The sequence below is a fragment of the Photobacterium sp. Ph5 genome, from assembly GCF_022129445.1.
Taxonomy (GTDB): domain Bacteria; phylum Pseudomonadota; class Gammaproteobacteria; order Enterobacterales; family Vibrionaceae; genus Photobacterium.
Map to the genome: position 1 here is coordinate 125044 of NZ_JADQAQ010000005.1, position 19182 is coordinate 144225.

The following is a 19182-nucleotide window of genomic DNA, read 5'->3' on the forward strand; positions in this document are numbered from 1 at the left end:
GTGATGAGTAGCTTTTCGTTAAAATATAGGCGTGTCGGTACATTTATGATTGATATGGCCATCGTGCAGATGTTTGCAATGATTGCCAAAGATATCTTCCTTGGTGTGATTGGTTATATCACCAATGGCACAGGGGTCACGTTATCGCTTAACGATATGATGGCGCTACCAGTGTTGTTACTGTTAATTATTGGCATCATGGCGTTATTCATCGGTGTCTTTATGGGCTATCACTGGTTGTGTTACCGCTTACTAGGTACTTCATTATCACGTGCGTTGTTAAGCGTGAAAGTGATATCTAATGACGATGAACTACTCACTAAGCAACGTTACTTAAAACGTGAGTTTGATAAGATTTATCTTTGTATTGCCACACTGGGTTTGTACCCCCTATACGCTGGTGTGCAATACCTTACCTTTACCAATCCACCTTGGCATGACAAGAAAAATCATACTAATGTGGTAGAGCGTTAAAAATGGAAACCGCAGCAAAAGCTGCGGTTTTTTTATATCTGTATTTATGGAGAATTAGAGAGATAAGAAAAATAGAATAAAGACAGGAACAAGCAAGCTAAGAATAAAGCCGCTCACAATGGCAATCGGTACACAACGCACGCCACCCGTGTTTTGGATCACTGGTAAAGTAAAGTCCATTGCTGTAGCTCCTGCATAACCAATTGCAGTATTAGGATAGCGATGAATAAGTAGTGGGATCAGCATAAGCGCAAGTATTTCACGTAGTAGCTCATTAAGAAAAGCGGCACCACCAAATACACTGCCTAAACCGTCACCAATCAAAATACCGGCTAGCGAATACCAACCAAATCCCGAAGCCATAGCTAAACCGTGAGTAATGGGAATATCAAGAATTAGTGCTGCGATGATCCCACCAATAAACGAAGTCACGATGATCACTGCCGCAATAATGATGCCTTTTTTGTTTAGCACGATTTGTTTGAGTGTCATACCACTGTTACGCAGTTGGATCCCAATAAAGAAAAGCAGAAGAAGTAGAATCGCTTCACTGGCCTGATCAACCCATGATAAATCGACATTCAGTAATAGGCCGATTATCAACCCTGCAGCAACGACAAAAACCAACTTAATCGATTCCATCATCATTTTTGTCATTGGTAAATGATGGTGTCCATCAATCGTTTGGGTTGGCCATAAACGGTCTAAAAAGGGTAATGCTGCTAGGTTACATACACTGATTGCGATGAAAAATGTTGTGGTGTAGATAAGAATTTGGTTTAAGTTTTGGCTGAGATTATCTAGCGCAGCTAAGCTTAATCCCATTAATGTCAAAATTACTAAGACTAAGCGGCTAGTTTGAGCATTAATAAAGTCAAGATGCTTTTTATTATGAAGAGGGATGAGGTAGCCAATGATTAGCGGCAAAAAGATAAGTAAAATCCCAGACAACATATTAGTCCTTAAATATATTCAGAGAGTAGGTGATTTATTCGCTAGATGATTTGGTTATGTAACACAAGGTAACCAGCAAAAATGAATTCAGTTGTTTACATTTTTAACAGAAAGTTAATGTAACATAGTGATAAAGAAGGAGTATATAGTCGAGTAGGAATTGCTGAAAGGAGATATTCCCATCACCTTCTTTTTTCTAGTTGAAAAGTGATGGGTATGAGATCAAAATCCACTTTCACGGACGACGTTTTTCACTCGTTGGTTAAATTCGTGAGTAGGTAAGTTCGTTAATTCATACATGACTTCCGCTCCTACAAGATCAAGCTCAACATCATTTTCGTCAATAGCATCATCGTTATTTTTAAATAACAATAAGTGGTGTGCCATACGTGCAATATCAAGATAACTCAATGTATCGTTATTATTACCATAAGGCTGTCGTTTATTAGAGGCGATTTCAAGATAGTCATTATCAAATCCCCATTCTTTTAATACGATCAAACTTGTTTTTTTACAGGTTTCTTGGAAGATATATTTCGCAATATCAATATCTAGATAATTATCGTTTTCAATATAATTCAGATATTCGTAGATTAAACTGAAGACACCAATATCGGCCAGTAATCCTGTTAATAATGCTTTTTCTGGTTCTATTTTTAAGGGCTTTTCGCTGTGCTTTATTAAGCTTTGACAAATGAGTGCCATCGTACCAGCAAATTGACGTGATCGAATCGCACTTTGACTGAGTAATTGATTACATGCCAGATTTTCAGTTTGTACTTTTCGTAATTCAGTAATTGCTTGGGCGGTGGCAATATCGCGTACCCGTAACAGCCCAAGACGAGAGACCGCAGTAAGAAGATCGTTACAGATAACATTACGTCGGTTAAACAATACTGTATTTGATGTTCTAATAATGGTTGCGGTTAAGGCTGGATCATCAAGCAATAAATCAGCCACGTCATGAATAGTCGTTTCATCATCATTACATAATTGATGGAGCTTTATTAGCACATCAGGAATAGGAGGAAGCTCCAGCTTATTTTGCTGCGCAGATTGCTTTACTAAGTTACAAAACTCAGACTCTAACGCTTTTATTTGATGATCACGGCTATGTTTTAACCAAAAAAAAGATAAATGTGACATGTAAAACTAATATTATAAAACAATAACGAAATTCTATCGTTTCATAACTTTATCGAGTAGTTAGTCAGGTAATTTCTTTGAAGTGAGTAGCTTATAAATTAAAAATAAATGACATTAATCCCATTAATGGTTCAAATTTTTATCTTGAAGTAACTTAATTAAAAAACGAATGGCCAGGTGGGGTGTTTTCTGATGAATCAGCATTTGCTTATATTTTACTTCTATTGGTAGTACTTCTAACCAGCGTTGACAGACCCATGTCATATCATCAAATAATGGGGTTGGGTATAAATTCCCTATCTCCGGTTGAGAAGAATAAAGCTGTTTTAGTCGTTGAGCTAAGCATTGGTTACTTGTCGTTGTTTGAGAGGGAGCCCAATTGTTATAAGGCATACATTCAGCCACTAAAAGTTTATCATCCTCAATCTTAATTTGTTCTATTTTTAAAAGATCGATACCTTCTACTGTAACCCCTAATAAATCTCCTTCGAGTCGGTTAAAGTCTATGATTTTAACGTGCGTACTTAATGCGGGAACATCTTTAACTTCACTGTGTTCTCGTTCGCTATCTATCATGGCCATGACAAACCCTTTTTTATAAATAAGAGCTTCTTTCACCATACGAATATGATGGGCTTGCGCAATCTTTAGCTGAGTCCTTCCATCTGGAAGAATGTGGTTTGCGTTTGGAAACAATGGGATTTTTTTCATGGCTCCAGCGTATACTCTTATTACTGTAAATATCTTAAAGATAGTCGTCACTGATAATAATGATGATAGATATGCAATTCATTATTGATTCTTGCGTGATAAATGCTGCAAATCTAGTTTGATTACATTATTTTTCGACAAAAAATATGCGAGTAATCTCATATTTGCTTGCTACTTATTTAATCCGTAATGGGTAAAAGCATACAATTGCTTTGTCGAATAATTAACAATCTAATCTGTTGTTTGGCTAGGTTATTTGACGTGTTTGGAATAATTGATTATTACCGCATTATGGAGAATTAGTTGTGACATCACCAAAGGAAGATTATTTAAATTATTTAAACAAATTCGGAGAACAAGAAAAGCGATCCATGTTTGGGGGGACCGGGGTATTTATAGATGGTGCGATGTTTGCGATCGTAACGCCAGCTTCTATGTATATTCGAGGTGGCGAAAAACTGGATCCTGAGTTAATAAAATTAGGTTGTGCGAAATTTAAACATATTAAGAAAAGCAAAACGGCTACAGTTAATTATTACGAAATAAGAGATCTTTTAGAAAAAGACCCGCAGGTTTGTAATCAATTAGTCGCTAAATCGATTGAGTTTTCATGTAAAGATAAGGCATTTAAGCAGTCTGGTGCTAATAAACGTTTGCGTGATTTACCCAATATGCGATTAACGCTTGAAAGAATGGTGAAACGAACAGGTGTATTAGATGTACCTACTTTTCTAGAGTTGGGTGCTGTTAATGTTTATCGTAAAGTATGCGAACACCATGGAGAAGAAGTCAATCGTAATTTGTTATGGATTTTTGCGGGGGCAGTCAAAGGTTGTCACTGGCAATTATTAACTGACGAGTATAAATCAGGCTTGCTTGAGCAATACCGTAGTATGGCTAATTAGTTGACACTATTCGGGGACTCGCATTTATAGCTGAGCCCCGATCATTTTCTTGTTATGCTTGCTACTAGATTTTTAATGTGGCGGTATTATGCAACTATCTAACCTTTCTGGTTCTGTACTTTCTGGCTTACATTGCTTTCTTATAGCAGCTGAACAAATGAGCTTCACACGTGCGGCTGAAGCTTTATTTTTAACTCAAAGTGCGGTTAGCCATAAAATAAAAAATCTTGAAGAAGCATTAGGCGTCCAGCTTTTTATTCGTCAGCCCCGCAAACTCATACTTACTGATGAGGGATTTCGTTTAAAACAAGTGCTCGCCGCTAACTTTGGTGATATAGCACACGAAATTCGTGATTTGAAAAATGTTGAACTGAGCGGTGACATCAATATTTCTGTACCGCCAACCTTTGCTCAAACTTGGTTATTACCCCGCTTAAAGTCTTTTATTGATCTCTACCCAATGTTACGTATTCATTTACGTACTCGTAATGAACTTGTCGATTTTCAAACGGAAAGTTTTGATTGCGCAATTTATTTTGGCAAAGGGGAATATCAAGGTTTGCATTCGTGTAAATTAATGGATGAAGCGATGCAGCCAGTGTGTAGTCATGATTATGCTATTGCAAATGATCTTTATGATAATCCAGAAGGTCTAATGGAATGTTTATTGCTCCATGATGCTGCGCCGTGGGCAAGAGCGGGACGTAATGATGAGTGGCAATTATGGGCTGAACAATACGGTACGCAATTACCTGAATCTGAATGTACATTTGATCGTTCAGATCTGGCTTTACAAGCGGCTGAATGTGGGATTGGTATTGCAATGGGGAGGCATTCATTTATTGCTGAAAGGTTAGTAGAAAAACGGTTAGTTACGCCTTTTGATATGATGGCACTATCACCATTTAGTTATTATGTTGTATGTCGGCATAACATGCAAAATACCCCTAAAATAAAAGCCTTTAGTGATTGGTTATTCAGTGAGATTGGTTAAGATTAGCTGAGTGTTATTTTTACAATCAATATCATAAAGAAAAATGCCGCTAAATTTTTTATATTTAGCGGCACTATTTATTAATCTAGCACTTCATTTCCTGAGACTTTACCTTGCTCAAAATCAGACAGATTTTGCAGCGTAGTTTCAGCAATATTGCCCAAAGCTTCTTCCGTTAAAAAGGCTTGGTGTCCTGTGAAAAGTACGTTGTGGCAAGATGATAAACGACGGAATACATCATCTTGAATTACATCATTCGACTTATCTTGGAAGAATAAATCTTTTTCATTTTCATACACATCAACACCCAACGCACCAATTCGTTGTGATTTCAACGCTTCAATAGCATCACTTGATTTAATTAAACCACCACGGCTGGTATTAATGATCATTACGCCATCTTTCATTTTGTCAAAGGCGTGTTGATTTAACATATGATAGTTTTCCTTCGACATCGGACAGTGCAGAGTAATAACATCCGATAAACGATAGATTTCATCAAGACTGGTATAAGTTACCCCTAATTCAATCGCAGCGGGATTTGGGTATGGGTCAAAGGCAAGAATATTCATGCCAAAGCCTTTTAAAATACGAATCGTCGCTAAACCAATTTTGCCTGTACCTACGACACCGACGGTTTTACCATGGAAGTTGTATCCTGTTAAACCATCAAGTGAAAAATTTGCATCGCGTGTACGTTGGTAAGCACGATGAATATGGCGATTAAGGCTCAACATTAAGCCTAAGGTATGTTCTGCAATAGACTCAGGAGAATAAGCGGGAACACGTACAATTTGTAGACCCAGTTTTTTAGCTTCCTCTAAATCAACAAGATCGTAGCCAGCACATCGCATTGCAATGACTTTTACACCTTGCTTGGCTAAGCACTTTAAGACAGGCGCACTAAGATCATCATTAACAAATGCACAAACAGCATCAAACCCTTCACTCATTTTCGCTGTTTGTAGGTTCAGCGGGAAATCGAAGTAAGTAATATCATGATTAAAGGATTTATTTACTTTAGAAAAAGATTCTTGGTCGTACTTTTTTGAGCTAAATAGAGCTATTTTCATCAGACTAAATTACCTTATTTATTCATTGTTATATTTTGTGCTGTTAATACCATATCAAAATACTCTGGTATTGATAGGAAAAGTATTAAAAAGAGACATTGCAAAGATGATCTGATTTCTTTGTTATCAGTGAGTTCTAGTTGACGTCAGCCCTTTAAAAAGTTGATGATATAGTCATATATTTGCACTTAAATTTATTAATCAGGATTCAATATGTTGTTGAAGAACGTTGTAGCAGGAGCGGGTGCGGTTGCCGTGATCCTTTGTTGGCCATTAGCCACAGGACAAATAGGTCAAAGTTTATACATGGGGGCGATTAAAAATTATCACAGCCCTTATATGACCATTACGAATCAAAGTTTTGAGCGCGGTTATCTTTCTTCTGATGCAGTCTCGCGTATTGAATTAAAAGATACCTTAAAAACAACATTTGAAGAGGAAGGCTTACCAACTACGTGGTTAGTTAAGCATCATATTAAAAACGGATTTTTAGGTGTTAAGTCGAGCAGTGAATTAGAAATTGATAAACAAGTCGCGCCATTGATCAGTAGTATTTGGGGTGAAAATGTTCAACCGATCACCTTAGTGACCGATTCATCTTTGACGGGAAATACCGATTTTACGATGACGATTAATCCGATTAACTATGATCAGTCGGGCGCATTTATAAAAAGCCAAGCTTTTGTATTAACTGGTAGTGCAAATGCTGATGGTGCAGGTGATTTTAACTATACGTTACCCTCTTTAGATGTGAAAACAGACAGTGGTGAAACGATGCAAGTGAATGCCTTTGAAGGTAAAGGTAGTGGTCAAATGCAGGGTAACTTCTGGATTGGTGATCAGACATTCAACTTAGGTAAAGCAAATTTTGCATCGGCAGATAATCAGCATCATGTTGAGTTAGAAGGCATGAGTGTGATGATGAAAAATGCGTTAAGTCAGCCAAAAGACGAGAAGTCACCAACAGAAGAAACGCAGCAAGTAACAAATACGAATAATATTTCAATTAAGAAAATTGTGACGCTTGATGGTCAGCAATATACAGATTTTAATTTTGCACTAGCACTCAAAGATCTTAATTATAAAGCGATTAGCCGTTTAGCGGTAATGGAAGAATCTACTACGGTAGAGCAACAACAAGCGCAAATGAAAGATGCAATGCTGGCGCTGGATCTATTAGTTGCAAAAGGCGCTACTGTTGATTTATCTGATTTGAGCATGATGACACAGCAGGGGAAAGTGAATGCATCACTTTTACTTGAACTTAAACCGGGTTTAGCACGTGCATCAGAGAATCTAGCTGCATTACCTAATATATTGATGGGTAATATTAATATTGTAATGCCGAAAGCCTTTGTTGCTAATGAGCCATTATTAGTAGCAAAAGTACCTGAGCTATTACAACAGAAAATCATTACAGAAGATCAAGATAGCTATAAATTAACTGTAAAAGTGGAAGGCTCACAGCTTGTCTTTGGTTCAGGTCTGAAAATCCCGCTAGCGATGCTCTCTATGTTGATGATGCATTAATAATAAACATTTGCTTAATGGAAAAGCGTCTCTCATTTTGAGGCGCTTTTTAGATCAGTGTATTAAATGTGAGTCAAATCCCCTTAAGTGTTGATAAAAATACAAATTCTAATTTAGTAATTTTGAAGAAATAGACTTTACTTGTATTAGGGGACAGGTTTTTAGCTATCAATAATAATCATAAAGCTTGTCAGGTGAATATACTCAAAGGTAATTTTGGGGGATACATGGAATCATTAAAAGTAAAAGATTATATGAATGTCCGCCCAGTGACATTTAGTGAATCAATGTCATTATCTGTAGCACTCGACAAGTTGCTGACAGCGAAGCAAATTGGTGGGCCTGTTATCAATGAATACAAGCAGGTTATCGGTTTTTTATCTGAGCAAGATATGATCCATAAATTATTGAAAGTTGGCTATCATTGTCAAGACTCTCATACTGTGAAAGATTGTATGCGAGCTGATGTATTAACAGTATCGAGTGATGATTCAATTATTGAATTAGCACAAATTATGACAGGGCAAAAACCGAAGATTTACCCTGTGGTTGATAATGGACAATTACTGGGTGTAATAACGCGTCGGGATGTGCTTACTGCTATCAGTACTCAAATAGGGGATAGCTTTAAACATCCACTTTAATACTATATATTTAAGTTTTAATTGATTATGTAAAGGCGCTAATTAGCGCCTTTATTTTTTGGCTGTAATATGGATATTCAAGCCATTAAAGAAGGTATAGAGGTTTCAGTGAAGCAGCTCTCATCAACAGAAGTACCAGAAAATCAACAAGCAAAATTTGTTACAGGCTCACCAATGCGGCACATTGTTGTAATGTCAGGAACTGGAGCAATTGGTTTGATGGCGCTGTTTTTGGTTGACTTATTAGACATGTTTTTCATTAGCCTATTGGGTGAAGTTGAACTGGCTGCAGCTATTGGTTTTGCTGGTACGTTAGTCTTCTTTTCTACCTCTATATCGATAGGGACATCAATTGCAGCTGGCGCACTTGTCTCGCGTGCTTTAGGTAAAAATGATCGAGAACAAGCCAAAAGCATGGCGACGAATGTCATGTTGTTTGCTGTCTTTATTAGTATTGTAATGGTTGCAGCTATGCTGTGGAACTTGCCTCTATTACTTGATGCAATTGGTGCAAAAGGGCATGTCGCAGAGGCCGCTAGTCAATATTTGATTATTCTATTGCCAAGCGCACCGTTAATGGCGGTATCTATGGCTGCAGGCGCTGCAATGCGTGGTGTGGGTGATGCTCGTCGTTCAATGATGGCAACACTGATTGGCGGTGGTGTGAATGCAGTACTTGATCCATTATTTATTTTTGGTTTTTCAATGGGGATGCAAGGAGCTGCGATATCTTCAGTTATTGCACGCCTAGCTGTGACCATTTTCTCGTTATATGTTGTTATTTATAAACATAAATTATTAGCAAAACCTGATTTTTCTCAGTTTAAACTGGCGATGCCAACCATTGCTAAAATTGCGTTTCCTGCTATTTTAACCAATACCGCGACGCCTATTGGTAATGCGGTCGTTACCAGTAATATCGCACAATTTGGCGAGAGCTTTGTGGCAGGTTATGCCGTTATCGGGCGTATTATGCCAGTCTGCTTTGCTTTAGTTTTTTCGTTATCAGGTGCCGTTGGCCCTATTATTGGGCAAAACTTTGGTGCTGAACGCTGGGATCGTATTCAACAAATTCTACGTGATGCAATGCTCTTTACTGCAGTGTATTGTGTTTTCGTGTCTATCGTTCTATGGCTAGGACAAAATCAGCTCATTGCTATCTTTAGTTTAACTGGAGATGCAGCAGAAATTGTCGGTGTGTTTTGTACCTTCATTGCGGTGACCTTTATTTTTAATGGTGCACTCTTTGTTGCCAATGCAGCATTCAACAACCTCAATCGTCCAACATGGTCAACAGCATTGAACATGGGGAAAGCAACAATAGGTACGATCCCTTTTGTACTTATTGGAGGACATCTTGCAGGTGCGAGTGGGGTATTAATCGGTCAAGCGGTTGGCTCTGTTGTCTTTGGTTTACTGGGTTTTTACTTAGTATTAAAACAAGTGAAGAAAATGGGCTTAGCGCATGAACATCAAGATGTGGCTGATAATGAAATATTAACGCCATCTGTGCCAGTAACACCGTTCTGCTCATCTCGTACTTATATGGGAACCGAAGGGGTACTAGAAGAAGCACTGAATAGTGAACACCTTGATGATACAAAAAATGAAACAAATAAAAAATAAACATGCCCTACATCACATCTTGTTTGTATTTGTGATTGAGGTTTTATTTTAGTCTTTTTTGTTTCATTAAGTTGATAAAACTGTCGAGTTTATCAACCGCATTTTCTGCAAAAAAACTTAAATTTCACCGCTTTATTGATCTAACGCGGTGAAATTAGCCAATTAGCATTACAAAATAACCTTACATCTAATCATGATTTTATATCAAAATATTCAGCGTTCTTACGCTAAGTATTAGAGACGGATATCTTGATTAAGCCACTCAACTTCATCTTTTACTTTAGGAATAAAAAGGTGACGGCGTAGTTATTGTTAAGGGAATAATGCTATATGCGTCAAAGTCTTCGTTACATCATACCGATCTTGTTGCCTTTAATTGTTTTATTGTTACCTGCTTCTGTGTTCCCCATTGAAGGGCTAACCGTGATTCAGCAACGTGTTATTGCTATCTTTTTATTAGCTGCGTTGTGCTGGGTACTCGAACCTATCCCGATCTATGCTACTTCTGTTGTGATCATCGTCTTAGAACTGTTACTACTCTCTAATAAGGGATTGTTCCTATTTCGTATTGATCACGGTCAGCCACATTTTGGCGAACTACTTGATTACAACTCCATTATGGCAACGTTTGCTAGTCCTATTATTATGCTATTTTTGGGTGGTTTCTTTCTTGCGATGGCGGCAACCAAATACCGTTTAGATGTAAACTTAGCGCGAGTATTACTGAAACCTTTTGGGCATCAACCTAAATATGTGATGTTTGGTTTAATGCTGATCACTGCTATTTTTTCAATGTTTATGTCAAATACCGCCACGACAGCGATGATGCTTTCGATCTTAGCGCCAGTAATAGCACTTTTTGGTGCGAAAGATCCGGGTAAAATTGCGTTTGCATTATGTGTACCTGTCGCTGCCAATATTGGTGGTATTGGCACGCCAATTGGCACACCACCTAATGCGATAGCACTTAAATATTTATCAGAAGATAACATGATCACTTTTGGCGAATGGATGTTCTTTGGTGTGCCATTTGTTGCGGTGTTATTGGTTTTTTCATGGTTCTTAATTAATGCGATTTATCCAGCCAAGCAAGAAAAAATTGAATTAACTATCCAAGGTAAGTTTCTTAAAACACCAAAAGCAATCACGGTTTATGTGACTTTTGCACTTACGATAGTGTTGTGGTTAATGGGGTCAGCCCATGGCATGAATTCTTATACCGTGGCACTCATTCCTGTCGCGGTTTTCTCGTTAACCGGCATTATTAATAAAGAAGATTTGAAGAAAATTTCTTGGGATGTGCTGTGGTTAGTTTCAGGTGGTATTGCACTGGGCTTAGCGCTTGATAAAACGGGGCTGGCTCAGTTGGTGGTTAATAGTATTCCGTTTGATAGTTTCTCACCATACTTAGTTCTGGTAGGCGCGGCAATGTTGTGTCTAGTGATGGCGAATTTTATGTCCCATACCGCGACTGCTAACTTACTGATGCCAATTATGGCTGCACTGGGTATGTCAATGTCATCACTTATCCCACTTGGCGGTGAAGTGACATTGATTCTCGTGGTGACGTTTGCCGCATCGCTGGGGATGTCGCTACCAATCAGTACACCACCCAATGCATTAGCTCATGCGACAGGCCATGTTGAAAGTCATCAAATGGCTAAAGTGGGTGTGATTATTGGTGTAGTCGGTGTGGTACTTAGCTTTGCCATGATTTGGTTATTGCATTTGATTGACCATATTTAAGTATGAATACAATCACTTTCAGACAAGGACACGGTTATGGTTCAACCAAAAGCCTTAAAGCGAATTATTGATACGTATTTTCGCGATTCTGAACGTACGATGTCTGTTACATCGGGTACGCAAGTGCTACGCCAGAATGACTATAACGATAAACTTTACTGGGTTAAACGTGGTGAGTTGTCGGGGTATCTTAGAAATAAAGAGAATGGTCTAAGTGCAAAAGTTTTTGTTGTTAAAGAAGGAATGTTCTTTGGCGTACATAGTTTTTTTGCACAAACATTAATGGCATCGACGACTGTGGTAGCAGAAAAAGACAGTGAAATTGCTTGGATTGATTTGCTAACACCAGTGGAAGAGCCAGAAAAGTACGGTTCTTTAGCGGAGCAGTTCATGCCTGTGATGGTACATGAACTCGCACGCCGGCAAATGCTTACTGGTATGGAAGCGCTTGAAAAAGAAAAAGCACTGCAAAAGCTTTATGCCACAGAGCAAATGACAACCCTTGGACAACTTGCGGCGGGTATTGCACATGAACTGAATAATGCGATTGGTGTGATCAGCAGTAAAACAGAAAATATTCAGACCGACATTGTTGATTTTGTTTCAGCAAGCAAACCCGAAATGCTGGCGTTTATGCTTCAAGGAATTAATGTTGGGCAAACGACGGGATCGCAACAAGTGCGAGAGCGGGCCAAGGTGTTAATGAAGCAACATAATCTGTCTCGTGATCACGCTAAAACGTTAGCGAAAGCCATTCCTCAAGGTGACGTTCCTAAGCAATGGTTTATTCAGCTAGATGAAGCATTACGTTATTGGGATTATGGCCGTGATTTACGTGATATGCGTTTAGCTGCTAAACATTCTGCCAGTATCGTAAAATCAGTAAAGCAATTAGGGGGCAGTGATCATGCGCGTCAACCCGATGTGGACGTTAATGAAACCTTGCATAAATCATTAGCCTTACTGCAAAGCAATTTACGCCCAGTAGAAGTAATATTACGACCCGCGATATTGCCACCGGTTAACGCAAGCTCAACAGAGCTAGTGCAGGTTTGGGTTAATCTTATTAAAAATGCCTGTGATGCGATGGAGAAAACAACATCACCGAAAATTGAAATTGTAACTCGGTATGTAAAGCACAGAATTTTGGTCACTATTACTAATAATGGGCCGATGATTGATGAACCAACAAGGCGCAAAATATTTCAACCCAGTTTTACGACCAAGAAAGGCGGGCTATCGTTCGGTTTAGGCTTGGGCTTATCAATTGTACAACGGATCATACAAAGTTATGACGGCACGGTAGTGGTGAAAAGTGATGAAGAACGTACGACGTTTAGGATCAAACTACCGACACTCTGAGGGATGAGTTATGGAAAAAATAGTCGTTATCTGTGTTGATGATCAACCAGAAGTATTGAATGCGGTATTAAAAGATCTGTCACCATTACAATCGGCTTTTATTATAGAAGAGTGTGATTCAGGTGATGAAGCTTTGGCTGTGATGGATGAGTTAGATGCTGAAGGACATTATATTGGTGTGGTGATTTCAGATCATATAATGCCGGGTAAAAATGGCGTAGAGCTACTGACTGATGTGACCAACGATAGCCGTTTTATCAAAACTAAAAAAGTTTTACTGACAGGGCAAGCTACTCATCAAGATACTATTGCTGCGATTAACCAAGCACGTATTGAAAGTTACTTTGAAAAGCCGTGGGATGCAGACACGCTCGTAAATTGCGTTAGAACACTGTTGACTGAATACATTTTCGATATGGGGTTCGATTATCAAGCGTGGGGTGAGGCACTAGACAATACAACAGTATTACGTCGATTACGTTAATATGTTTTTATTGTGTTATTTGATTATAAAGCCAAGCGATAAAAGTTTGGCTTTTTTTGTTGACCTTAGACATTACTCCAAGGTTTATATTTAGCAATAGATAATCAAAGCACTCAAGGAGAACGATTATGTGTGCTCAATGTAATAATAAAAAACCGCATGTACATGCTGCAAAACCAACAGCGGTAACAAAAGTGACAGTTACCGTTGAATCTTGCGAATCCTCGACGTGTTGTTCATCAACACCAGCTGATAGTGTACAAAAACACACAGAAGGTTGTGGAGAATCTGATACCGACGGCCCTGCTTCCTGTTGCTCTTCTAATAATGACAAAGTACTTAATGCAGCAAAGCTATCAACAATAGATGCCATTCATCCAAATACAAAACAATCTGCTTTTACGGTATCTTCTGTAAGTGCAACAAGCATTGACAGCACATCTAATCACGCTCATTCAACGCACGTAGCGTCAGAACATCAGCATTTAAAACATGACCATTCAAGTCATTCATCTTCAGTAAAAAGTTGTTGTTCAGCGTCAACCTCATCAAAAGAACAAGATCAAGCGATTGAAGCGTCTTTAGCACAATCGGCTCATGGTCAAACATTTAGTTGGAAAGTTGTTGGCATGGACTGTCCAAGCTGTGCGGCTAAATTAGAAAAATCTATTTCAAGTCTTGCTGAAGTTGAAGCTGCAAAAGTTATGTTTGCGACTGAAAAGTTAATCGTTAATATGCAGGAAAATCAGCAAGCTGATAACGATAAATTAAAAACAATAATTGAAGATAAAGCAAAAGCCACAGGTTTTACCCTAGTGTCTAATGCCGCTGCTGCTGAAGCTTTACCAAAAAAATCGTTTATTCAACAACATCTTGAAGTCATCGTAATTTCAGCGATGATGTTTGTGTCTTTCCTCATCAACCAAGTTTCTCATTCATGGGGATTAGCCGCATTTACTTTAACCACAATTGTTGGCTTAGTGCCGATTGTGAAAAAAGCCATTAGCTTAGGTAAATCGGGTTCACCATTTTCGATTGAAACATTAATGAGTATTGCGGCTATTGGTGCACTTTACTTAGGTGAAACTGCAGAAGCAGCAATGGTGATTTTACTGTTTTTAATTGGTGAGCAATTAGAAGGGTATGCCGCATCACGAGCGCGAAGTGGTGTAAAAGCGTTAATGGACTTGGTGCCTGAAGATGCCAATGTCGTGCTGCCAAATGGTGAGAAGAAAAAAGTTCCAGCAAGCGAATTAAAACCTGGTGATGTAATTGAAGTGGTACCCGGCGAGCGTTTACCTGCTGACGGCCAAGTTTTAGATGTCGTTGCGAGTTTTGATGAAAGCGCACTAACAGGGGAATCGGTACCTGTTGAACGAACACCAGGCCAGAAAGTCATGGCTGGTAGCATGGCATCAGACAAAGTGGTTCGATTAACGATTGTGTCTGCGCAAGGTGAAAATGCGATCGACCGTATTCTTCATCTCATTGAAGATGCAGAATCACGTAAAGCACCGCTAGAGCGTTTTATTGATAAATTCAGCCGTTGGTACACTCCGGCAATGATGCTACTAGCAACACTTGTTATCATTATTCCGCCGCTTGTATTTGGTCAATCATGGGATGAGTGGATTTATAAAGGTCTAGCGCTATTACTTATTGCCTGTCCTTGTGCACTTGTTATTTCAACGCCAGCAGCGATCACTTCAGGTTTAGCGGCAGCAGCGCGTCGCGGTGCATTAATCAAAGGTGGTGCTGCCTTAGAACAACTTGGTCATGTTGAAACTGTCGCGTTTGATAAAACAGGTACGCTAACTGAAGGTAAACCTGTAGTGACGGACTTAATTAGCTGGGATAACAATCCTGATCAATTATTACGTCAAGCTGCAGCCGTTGAGTCAGGCTCGTTACACCCATTAGCAACCGCAGTAGTGAATTTAGCGTTAGAAAAATCATTACCTGTGGTCGAAGCTGAAAATCGCGAAGCATTAGCAGGACGTGGTATTCAAGGTGTTACCGAAGGCGATAACTTTATGTTATGTGCTGCCGATCGCCTACCAGAGCAAATTGTGCTAACTGATAACCAGCAACAGCAAGCGTTAGATCTAGAAAGTGAAGGTAAAACGTTGGTGGTAGCCGTTCGTAATCAGCAAGCTGTGGGCTTAGTTGCATGGCGTGATAATTTACGCAGTGATGCTTTAGAGGCGATCACTCAGCTGAAAAGCATTGGCGTAAATTCAGTGATGCTAACGGGTGATAACCCACGTGCTGCAGTTGCAATTGCTAAAGAGATCAATATTGATTTCCGCGCAGGGCTATTACCTGAAGACAAAGTGACAGAGGTTCGCAAGTTAAGTGAGTTACATTCTGTTGCCATGGTGGGTGATGGTATTAACGATGCACCAGCAATGAAAACAGCAACAATTGGTGTTGCGATGGGCGGTGGTACAGATGTAGCACTAGAAACTGCCGATGCAGCCATTACCCATAACCGTGTTTCTGAACTGCCAGTGATGATTGAATTATCTCGTGCAACATTGAGCAATATTCGTCAAAACATCAGCTTAGCATTAGGTTTAAAAGCAGTGTTCCTTGTCACAACCTTATTTGGTTTCACAGGACTTTGGGTTGCAGTACTTGCTGACAGTGGTGCAACAGCGTTAGTAACACTGAATGCATTACGTTTATTACGCTTTAAACCGCAAAGCGAAAAGTAAAAACTAATCGCTCTGAGCATTAGTGATTAGTTTAAACGGCATGATACGAACAATGATGTATTGTTTGTCATGCCGTTTTTTTCGCTATGAGGCAGGAAAACAGAGTAAAGAGTACATGCGTGAGAAAACGAATTTTGTGATTCCGGCAATAAGATATCGTTTACGTGTGATTAAAATCAGACTTTTGTGTAACAAATTTTTCAATTGCTTTTTATTGGTGTGATAACGCTCACTAAAAGTAATTGAATCATTGGTTATTGTTACCACGTGTTTTTGATAGAGCATGTTGCAGTATGTTTGACTCTTTCTATCAAAAAATTGATTAAAATAGTAATAACTCATAAGAATCACTCTGAACCTACAACAGAGCTGTTTAAATTAAAGGGTAACATTATGTCTGATAATAAAGTCTTCCACTTAGGTGTTAATAAAGCTGATCTTAATGGTGCAGAATTAGCGATTATTCCCGGTGATCCTGCACGTGTTGAGAAAATTGCAAACTTAATGGATAACCCTGAGTTTTTAGCAAGCTCTCGTGAATACACCGTATTTCGCGCTAAATTAGACGGTAAATCAGTAGTTGTGTGTTCAACGGGTATCGGTGGTCCATCAACCTCTATTGCTGTTGAAGAATTAGCACAGTTAGGTGTAACAACCTTCCTACGTGTGGGTACAACAGGTGCAATTCAGCCTAACATCAACCCAGGCGACATGATTGTAACGACAGGCTCTGTACGTTTAGATGGTGCAAGTCTGCATTTCGCCCCAATGGAATTCCCAGCTGTTGCTGATTTCAACGTAGCAACAGCGATGAAGCAAGCATGTGATGAAGCGAATGCCGTTGTACACACGGGTGTGACTGCATCAAGTGATACGTTTTACCCAGGTCAAGAGCGTTACGACACATTCTCAGGTCGCGTAGTTCGTCGTTTCCAAGGCTCAATGAAAGAGTGGCAAGAAATGGGCGTGCTTAACTTTGAAATGGAATCAGCAACGCTATTAACTATGTGTGCAAGCTCTGGCTTACGTGCGGGTTGTGTAGCTGGCGTTATTATTAACCGTACGCAAAAAGAGATCCCAGATCACGCAACGCTAAAAGAAACAGAAGCGAAATCAATTAAGATCGTGGTAGAAGCAGCACGTAAAATGCTAGCTGAATAAGATTTAATTATTTAAAGGATATATGAGAAAGCCGCTCTTCGGAGCGGCTTTTTATTTGAGATAAATGATTAATCAAGACGTTGATTGAATAGCATTAGTTTAGCTTTAATAAATAAGCAGTTTGATGAGTCGTTATTACTAAAGTGATATTTGAAATTTGTTTCGCTATTAAATCTATCTAAATAATAATCAGCTAGTGGATCATATTTACTACTGTTAATCCAAGTGTAAAACTTGCCTAACTCGTAACTGACTTTGCGGCTGAAATCTGAACGTGGTGATAGAAGAGATGCATACTCTAAATCTACTATATTCATGGATTGAAGATTATCTTTTATTTCATAGATGAGAGGTACAAGTGCTTTTTTGTAATCTTCAAACATTATTTCAAGTTCTTGCTGATGTATATCATTTTCAAAAATTGTGATCAGATTGGAAATAACATCATTGTAGTAATCATTGTTAAGTCTTTTGGTTGATTCGATTTTTAAAATATATAATTGTTCAATGAAATTATCTTTAGTCTCAATGCGTTGCAGTGATAACTTTTTCTTGAAATCATCATATAACGTATTAATTTTTTTAGAAATTACATCTAAGTAGTTGTATCTGGTAATAAGAAATAGCATGAGCTCTTTTGAATTAAGGTTCATAACTAAATCATCTTCATCTAATTTATTACTATATAGATGGACGGTAAGTTCTCCTTCATTGGAGTAGCTATCAAATGGCCAGCTTGCAAATCTTTTAGAAGTCGATTGGTTAAGGTTTACAGGGTGAGCTCCGAATGACGCTCTTATCGATTTAAAGTAACTGTTATCATCTTCATCAAATATTCGTTGTGAAAAGCAGATTCTCTCTCCCGAGAAAGGTACTGTTTTGGGATTTATAAATACACGATGCAGTTGTGCTATAGACTCAGAAACAAGATCGATTGATGATATTAGAGAGAACATCTGCATGACACGAACATCAATATTTTCATCTAGTTCTGGAGCGTGCTACAAGTGTCTTATTGATACGGTCAACCAATCCATACAAGAGCAAATTAAATTCCAGTGGTTCTTTCCATTGTTATTACTATACCTGATTACCACTATTTAACAGCTACTGTTAAATTATCTCCTATACTTCAAAATATTGAAGTATAGGAGTGACGTTATGCCTAAGAATTCAATCCAATTTCAGAAAGGCTTTTCTATACCCGAATTTATGCAAATGTATGGGACAGAAATGCAATGTAGAGAGCGTTTATTTAATATTCGATGGAAAAATGGTTACGTTTGCCCTAACTGTGCTTCTAAAAGTTATTGTGAACTTAAATCACGGTCATTATATCAATGTAATAAGTGTCACCATCAGACATCATTGACGGCAGGTACTTTATTTTCTCATTCAAAATTACCGTTAACTACTTGGTTTTTAGCTATTTATCTCATCACGCAAGATAAAAACAGTATTTCAGCATTAGAGCTAAAGCGTAAATTAGGGGTTTCTTATAACGCAGCATGGCGAATAAAACATAAGCTCATGCAAGTGATGAAAGAGCATGATGATAATCGAAAGTTAGGCAATATCGTGCAATTGGATGATGCATATATTGGAGGTAAACAAAAAGGAAAGCGAGGACGTGGTGCCAAAGGTAAAACACCTTT

16 protein-coding genes and 1 pseudogene are annotated in these 19182 nt (G+C 38.6%); 12 read left to right on the forward strand and 5 right to left on the reverse strand.

Annotated elements, in window-relative coordinates:
- Positions 1–3: 3 nt before the first annotated feature.
- Entirely contained in the window at positions 4–474 is a 471-nt protein-coding gene (locus tag I3259_RS03615) for an RDD family protein (protein WP_255721069.1), read from the forward strand.
- Between the two features lie 54 nt (positions 475–528).
- On the opposite strand, the gene I3259_RS03620 is transcribed toward I3259_RS03615, so the two are convergent.
- From I3259_RS03620 to I3259_RS03630, 3 genes are all read right to left on the reverse strand, one after another.
- Positions 529–1428 carry a lysine exporter LysO family protein gene (locus I3259_RS03620; protein ID WP_238028365.1) on the reverse strand — a complete coding sequence of 300 codons (900 nt, stop codon included), beginning with the start codon at positions 1426–1428 and terminating at the stop codon, positions 529–531.
- 222 nt (positions 1429–1650) lie between these two features.
- Complete coding sequence (locus I3259_RS03625) at positions 1651–2574, reverse strand: HDOD domain-containing protein (protein WP_238028366.1); 924 nt, start codon at positions 2572–2574, stop codon at positions 1651–1653.
- A 123-nt stretch (positions 2575–2697) separates the two neighbouring features.
- Positions 2698–3285 (reverse strand): LON peptidase substrate-binding domain-containing protein, encoded by a 588-nt coding sequence (locus I3259_RS03630; RefSeq protein WP_238028367.1) that lies wholly within the window; start codon positions 3283–3285, stop codon positions 2698–2700.
- Between the two features lie 305 nt (positions 3286–3590).
- Here I3259_RS03630 and I3259_RS03635 point away from each other — a divergent pair, with 305 nt between their 5' ends.
- Both I3259_RS03635 and dsdC read left to right on the forward strand, forming a co-directional pair.
- Positions 3591–4190: a TfoX/Sxy family DNA transformation protein gene (locus tag I3259_RS03635; RefSeq protein ID WP_238028368.1), complete on the forward strand. Its 600-nt coding sequence runs from the start codon at positions 3591–3593 to the stop codon at positions 4188–4190.
- A gap of 88 nt (positions 4191–4278) precedes the next feature.
- Positions 4279–5184 carry a DNA-binding transcriptional regulator DsdC gene (dsdC, locus tag I3259_RS03640; protein WP_238028369.1) on the forward strand — a complete coding sequence of 302 codons (906 nt, stop codon included), beginning with the start codon at positions 4279–4281 and terminating at the stop codon, positions 5182–5184.
- Positions 5185–5264: 80 nt separating this feature from the next.
- Here dsdC and I3259_RS03645 read toward each other — a convergent pair whose 3' ends face one another.
- Positions 5265–6257, reverse strand: coding sequence for a 2-hydroxyacid dehydrogenase (locus I3259_RS03645; RefSeq protein ID WP_238028370.1), 993 nt, complete (start codon positions 6255–6257; stop codon positions 5265–5267).
- A 213-nt stretch (positions 6258–6470) separates the two neighbouring features.
- Here I3259_RS03645 and I3259_RS03650 point away from each other — a divergent pair, with 213 nt between their 5' ends.
- From I3259_RS03650 to udp, 8 genes are all read left to right on the forward strand, one after another.
- Positions 6471–7787, forward strand: coding sequence for a DUF945 family protein (locus tag I3259_RS03650; RefSeq protein WP_238028371.1), 1317 nt, complete (start codon positions 6471–6473; stop codon positions 7785–7787).
- A 227-nt stretch (positions 7788–8014) separates the two neighbouring features.
- A complete protein-coding gene (locus tag I3259_RS03655; protein WP_238028372.1) occupies positions 8015–8431 on the forward strand; it encodes a CBS domain-containing protein in 417 nt (138 codons plus the stop codon).
- Positions 8432–8539: 108 nt separating this feature from the next.
- Positions 8540–10057 (forward strand): MATE family efflux transporter, encoded by a 1518-nt coding sequence (locus I3259_RS03660; protein WP_238028384.1) that lies wholly within the window; start codon positions 8540–8542, stop codon positions 10055–10057.
- A 330-nt stretch (positions 10058–10387) separates the two neighbouring features.
- Positions 10388–11803 (forward strand): SLC13 family permease, encoded by a 1416-nt coding sequence (locus tag I3259_RS03665; RefSeq protein WP_238028373.1) that lies wholly within the window; start codon positions 10388–10390, stop codon positions 11801–11803.
- A 36-nt stretch (positions 11804–11839) separates the two neighbouring features.
- Positions 11840–13165 carry an ATP-binding protein gene (locus I3259_RS03670; RefSeq protein ID WP_238028374.1) on the forward strand — a complete coding sequence of 442 codons (1326 nt, stop codon included), beginning with the start codon at positions 11840–11842 and terminating at the stop codon, positions 13163–13165.
- 10 nt (positions 13166–13175) lie between these two features.
- A complete protein-coding gene (locus I3259_RS03675) occupies positions 13176–13649 on the forward strand; it encodes a response regulator (protein WP_238028375.1) in 474 nt (157 codons plus the stop codon).
- A gap of 128 nt (positions 13650–13777) precedes the next feature.
- Entirely contained in the window at positions 13778–16366 is a 2589-nt protein-coding gene (locus I3259_RS03680; protein ID WP_238028376.1) for a zinc/cadmium/mercury/lead-transporting ATPase, read from the forward strand.
- Positions 16367–16759: 393 nt separating this feature from the next.
- Complete coding sequence (udp, locus tag I3259_RS03685) at positions 16760–17527, forward strand: uridine phosphorylase (protein ID WP_238028377.1); 768 nt, start codon at positions 16760–16762, stop codon at positions 17525–17527.
- Between the two features lie 68 nt (positions 17528–17595).
- Here the strand turns inward: udp and I3259_RS03690 are convergent, their stop codons facing one another.
- Positions 17596–18489, reverse strand: coding sequence for a hypothetical protein (locus tag I3259_RS03690; protein WP_238028378.1), 894 nt, complete (start codon positions 18487–18489; stop codon positions 17596–17598).
- Positions 18490–18688: 199 nt separating this feature from the next.
- Here I3259_RS03690 and I3259_RS03695 point away from each other — a divergent pair.
- Positions 18689–19182: pseudogene (locus I3259_RS03695) on the forward strand (IS1595-like element ISPma1 family transposase); the annotation flags it as partial.

Excerpts from the sequence above, each read along its gene's own strand:
- I3259_RS03680 (WP_238028376.1), top strand. The coding sequence starts at position 13,778 with ATGTGTGCTCAATGTAATAATAAAAAACCGCATGTACATGCTGCAAAA.
- I3259_RS03655 (WP_238028372.1), top strand. The coding sequence starts at position 8,015 with ATGGAATCATTAAAAGTAAAAGATTATATGAATGTCCGCCCAGTGACA.
- I3259_RS03675 (WP_238028375.1), top strand. The coding sequence starts at position 13,176 with ATGGAAAAAATAGTCGTTATCTGTGTTGATGATCAACCAGAAGTATTG.
- I3259_RS03670 (WP_238028374.1), top strand. The coding sequence starts at position 11,840 with ATGGTTCAACCAAAAGCCTTAAAGCGAATTATTGATACGTATTTTCGC.
- udp (WP_238028377.1), top strand. The coding sequence starts at position 16,760 with ATGTCTGATAATAAAGTCTTCCACTTAGGTGTTAATAAAGCTGATCTT.
- I3259_RS03630 (WP_238028367.1), bottom strand. The coding sequence starts at position 3,285 with ATGAAAAAAATCCCATTGTTTCCAAACGCAAACCACATTCTTCCAGAT.
- I3259_RS03665 (WP_238028373.1), top strand. The coding sequence starts at position 10,388 with ATGCGTCAAAGTCTTCGTTACATCATACCGATCTTGTTGCCTTTAATT.
- dsdC (WP_238028369.1), top strand. The coding sequence starts at position 4,279 with ATGCAACTATCTAACCTTTCTGGTTCTGTACTTTCTGGCTTACATTGC.
- I3259_RS03690 (WP_238028378.1), bottom strand. The coding sequence starts at position 18,489 with ATGCAGATGTTCTCTCTAATATCATCAATCGATCTTGTTTCTGAGTCT.
- I3259_RS03645 (WP_238028370.1), bottom strand. The coding sequence starts at position 6,257 with ATGAAAATAGCTCTATTTAGCTCAAAAAAGTACGACCAAGAATCTTTT.
- I3259_RS03615 (WP_255721069.1), top strand. The coding sequence starts at position 4 with ATGAGTAGCTTTTCGTTAAAATATAGGCGTGTCGGTACATTTATGATT.
- I3259_RS03650 (WP_238028371.1), top strand. The coding sequence starts at position 6,471 with ATGTTGTTGAAGAACGTTGTAGCAGGAGCGGGTGCGGTTGCCGTGATC.
- I3259_RS03620 (WP_238028365.1), bottom strand. The coding sequence starts at position 1,428 with ATGTTGTCTGGGATTTTACTTATCTTTTTGCCGCTAATCATTGGCTAC.
- I3259_RS03625 (WP_238028366.1), bottom strand. The coding sequence starts at position 2,574 with ATGTCACATTTATCTTTTTTTTGGTTAAAACATAGCCGTGATCATCAA.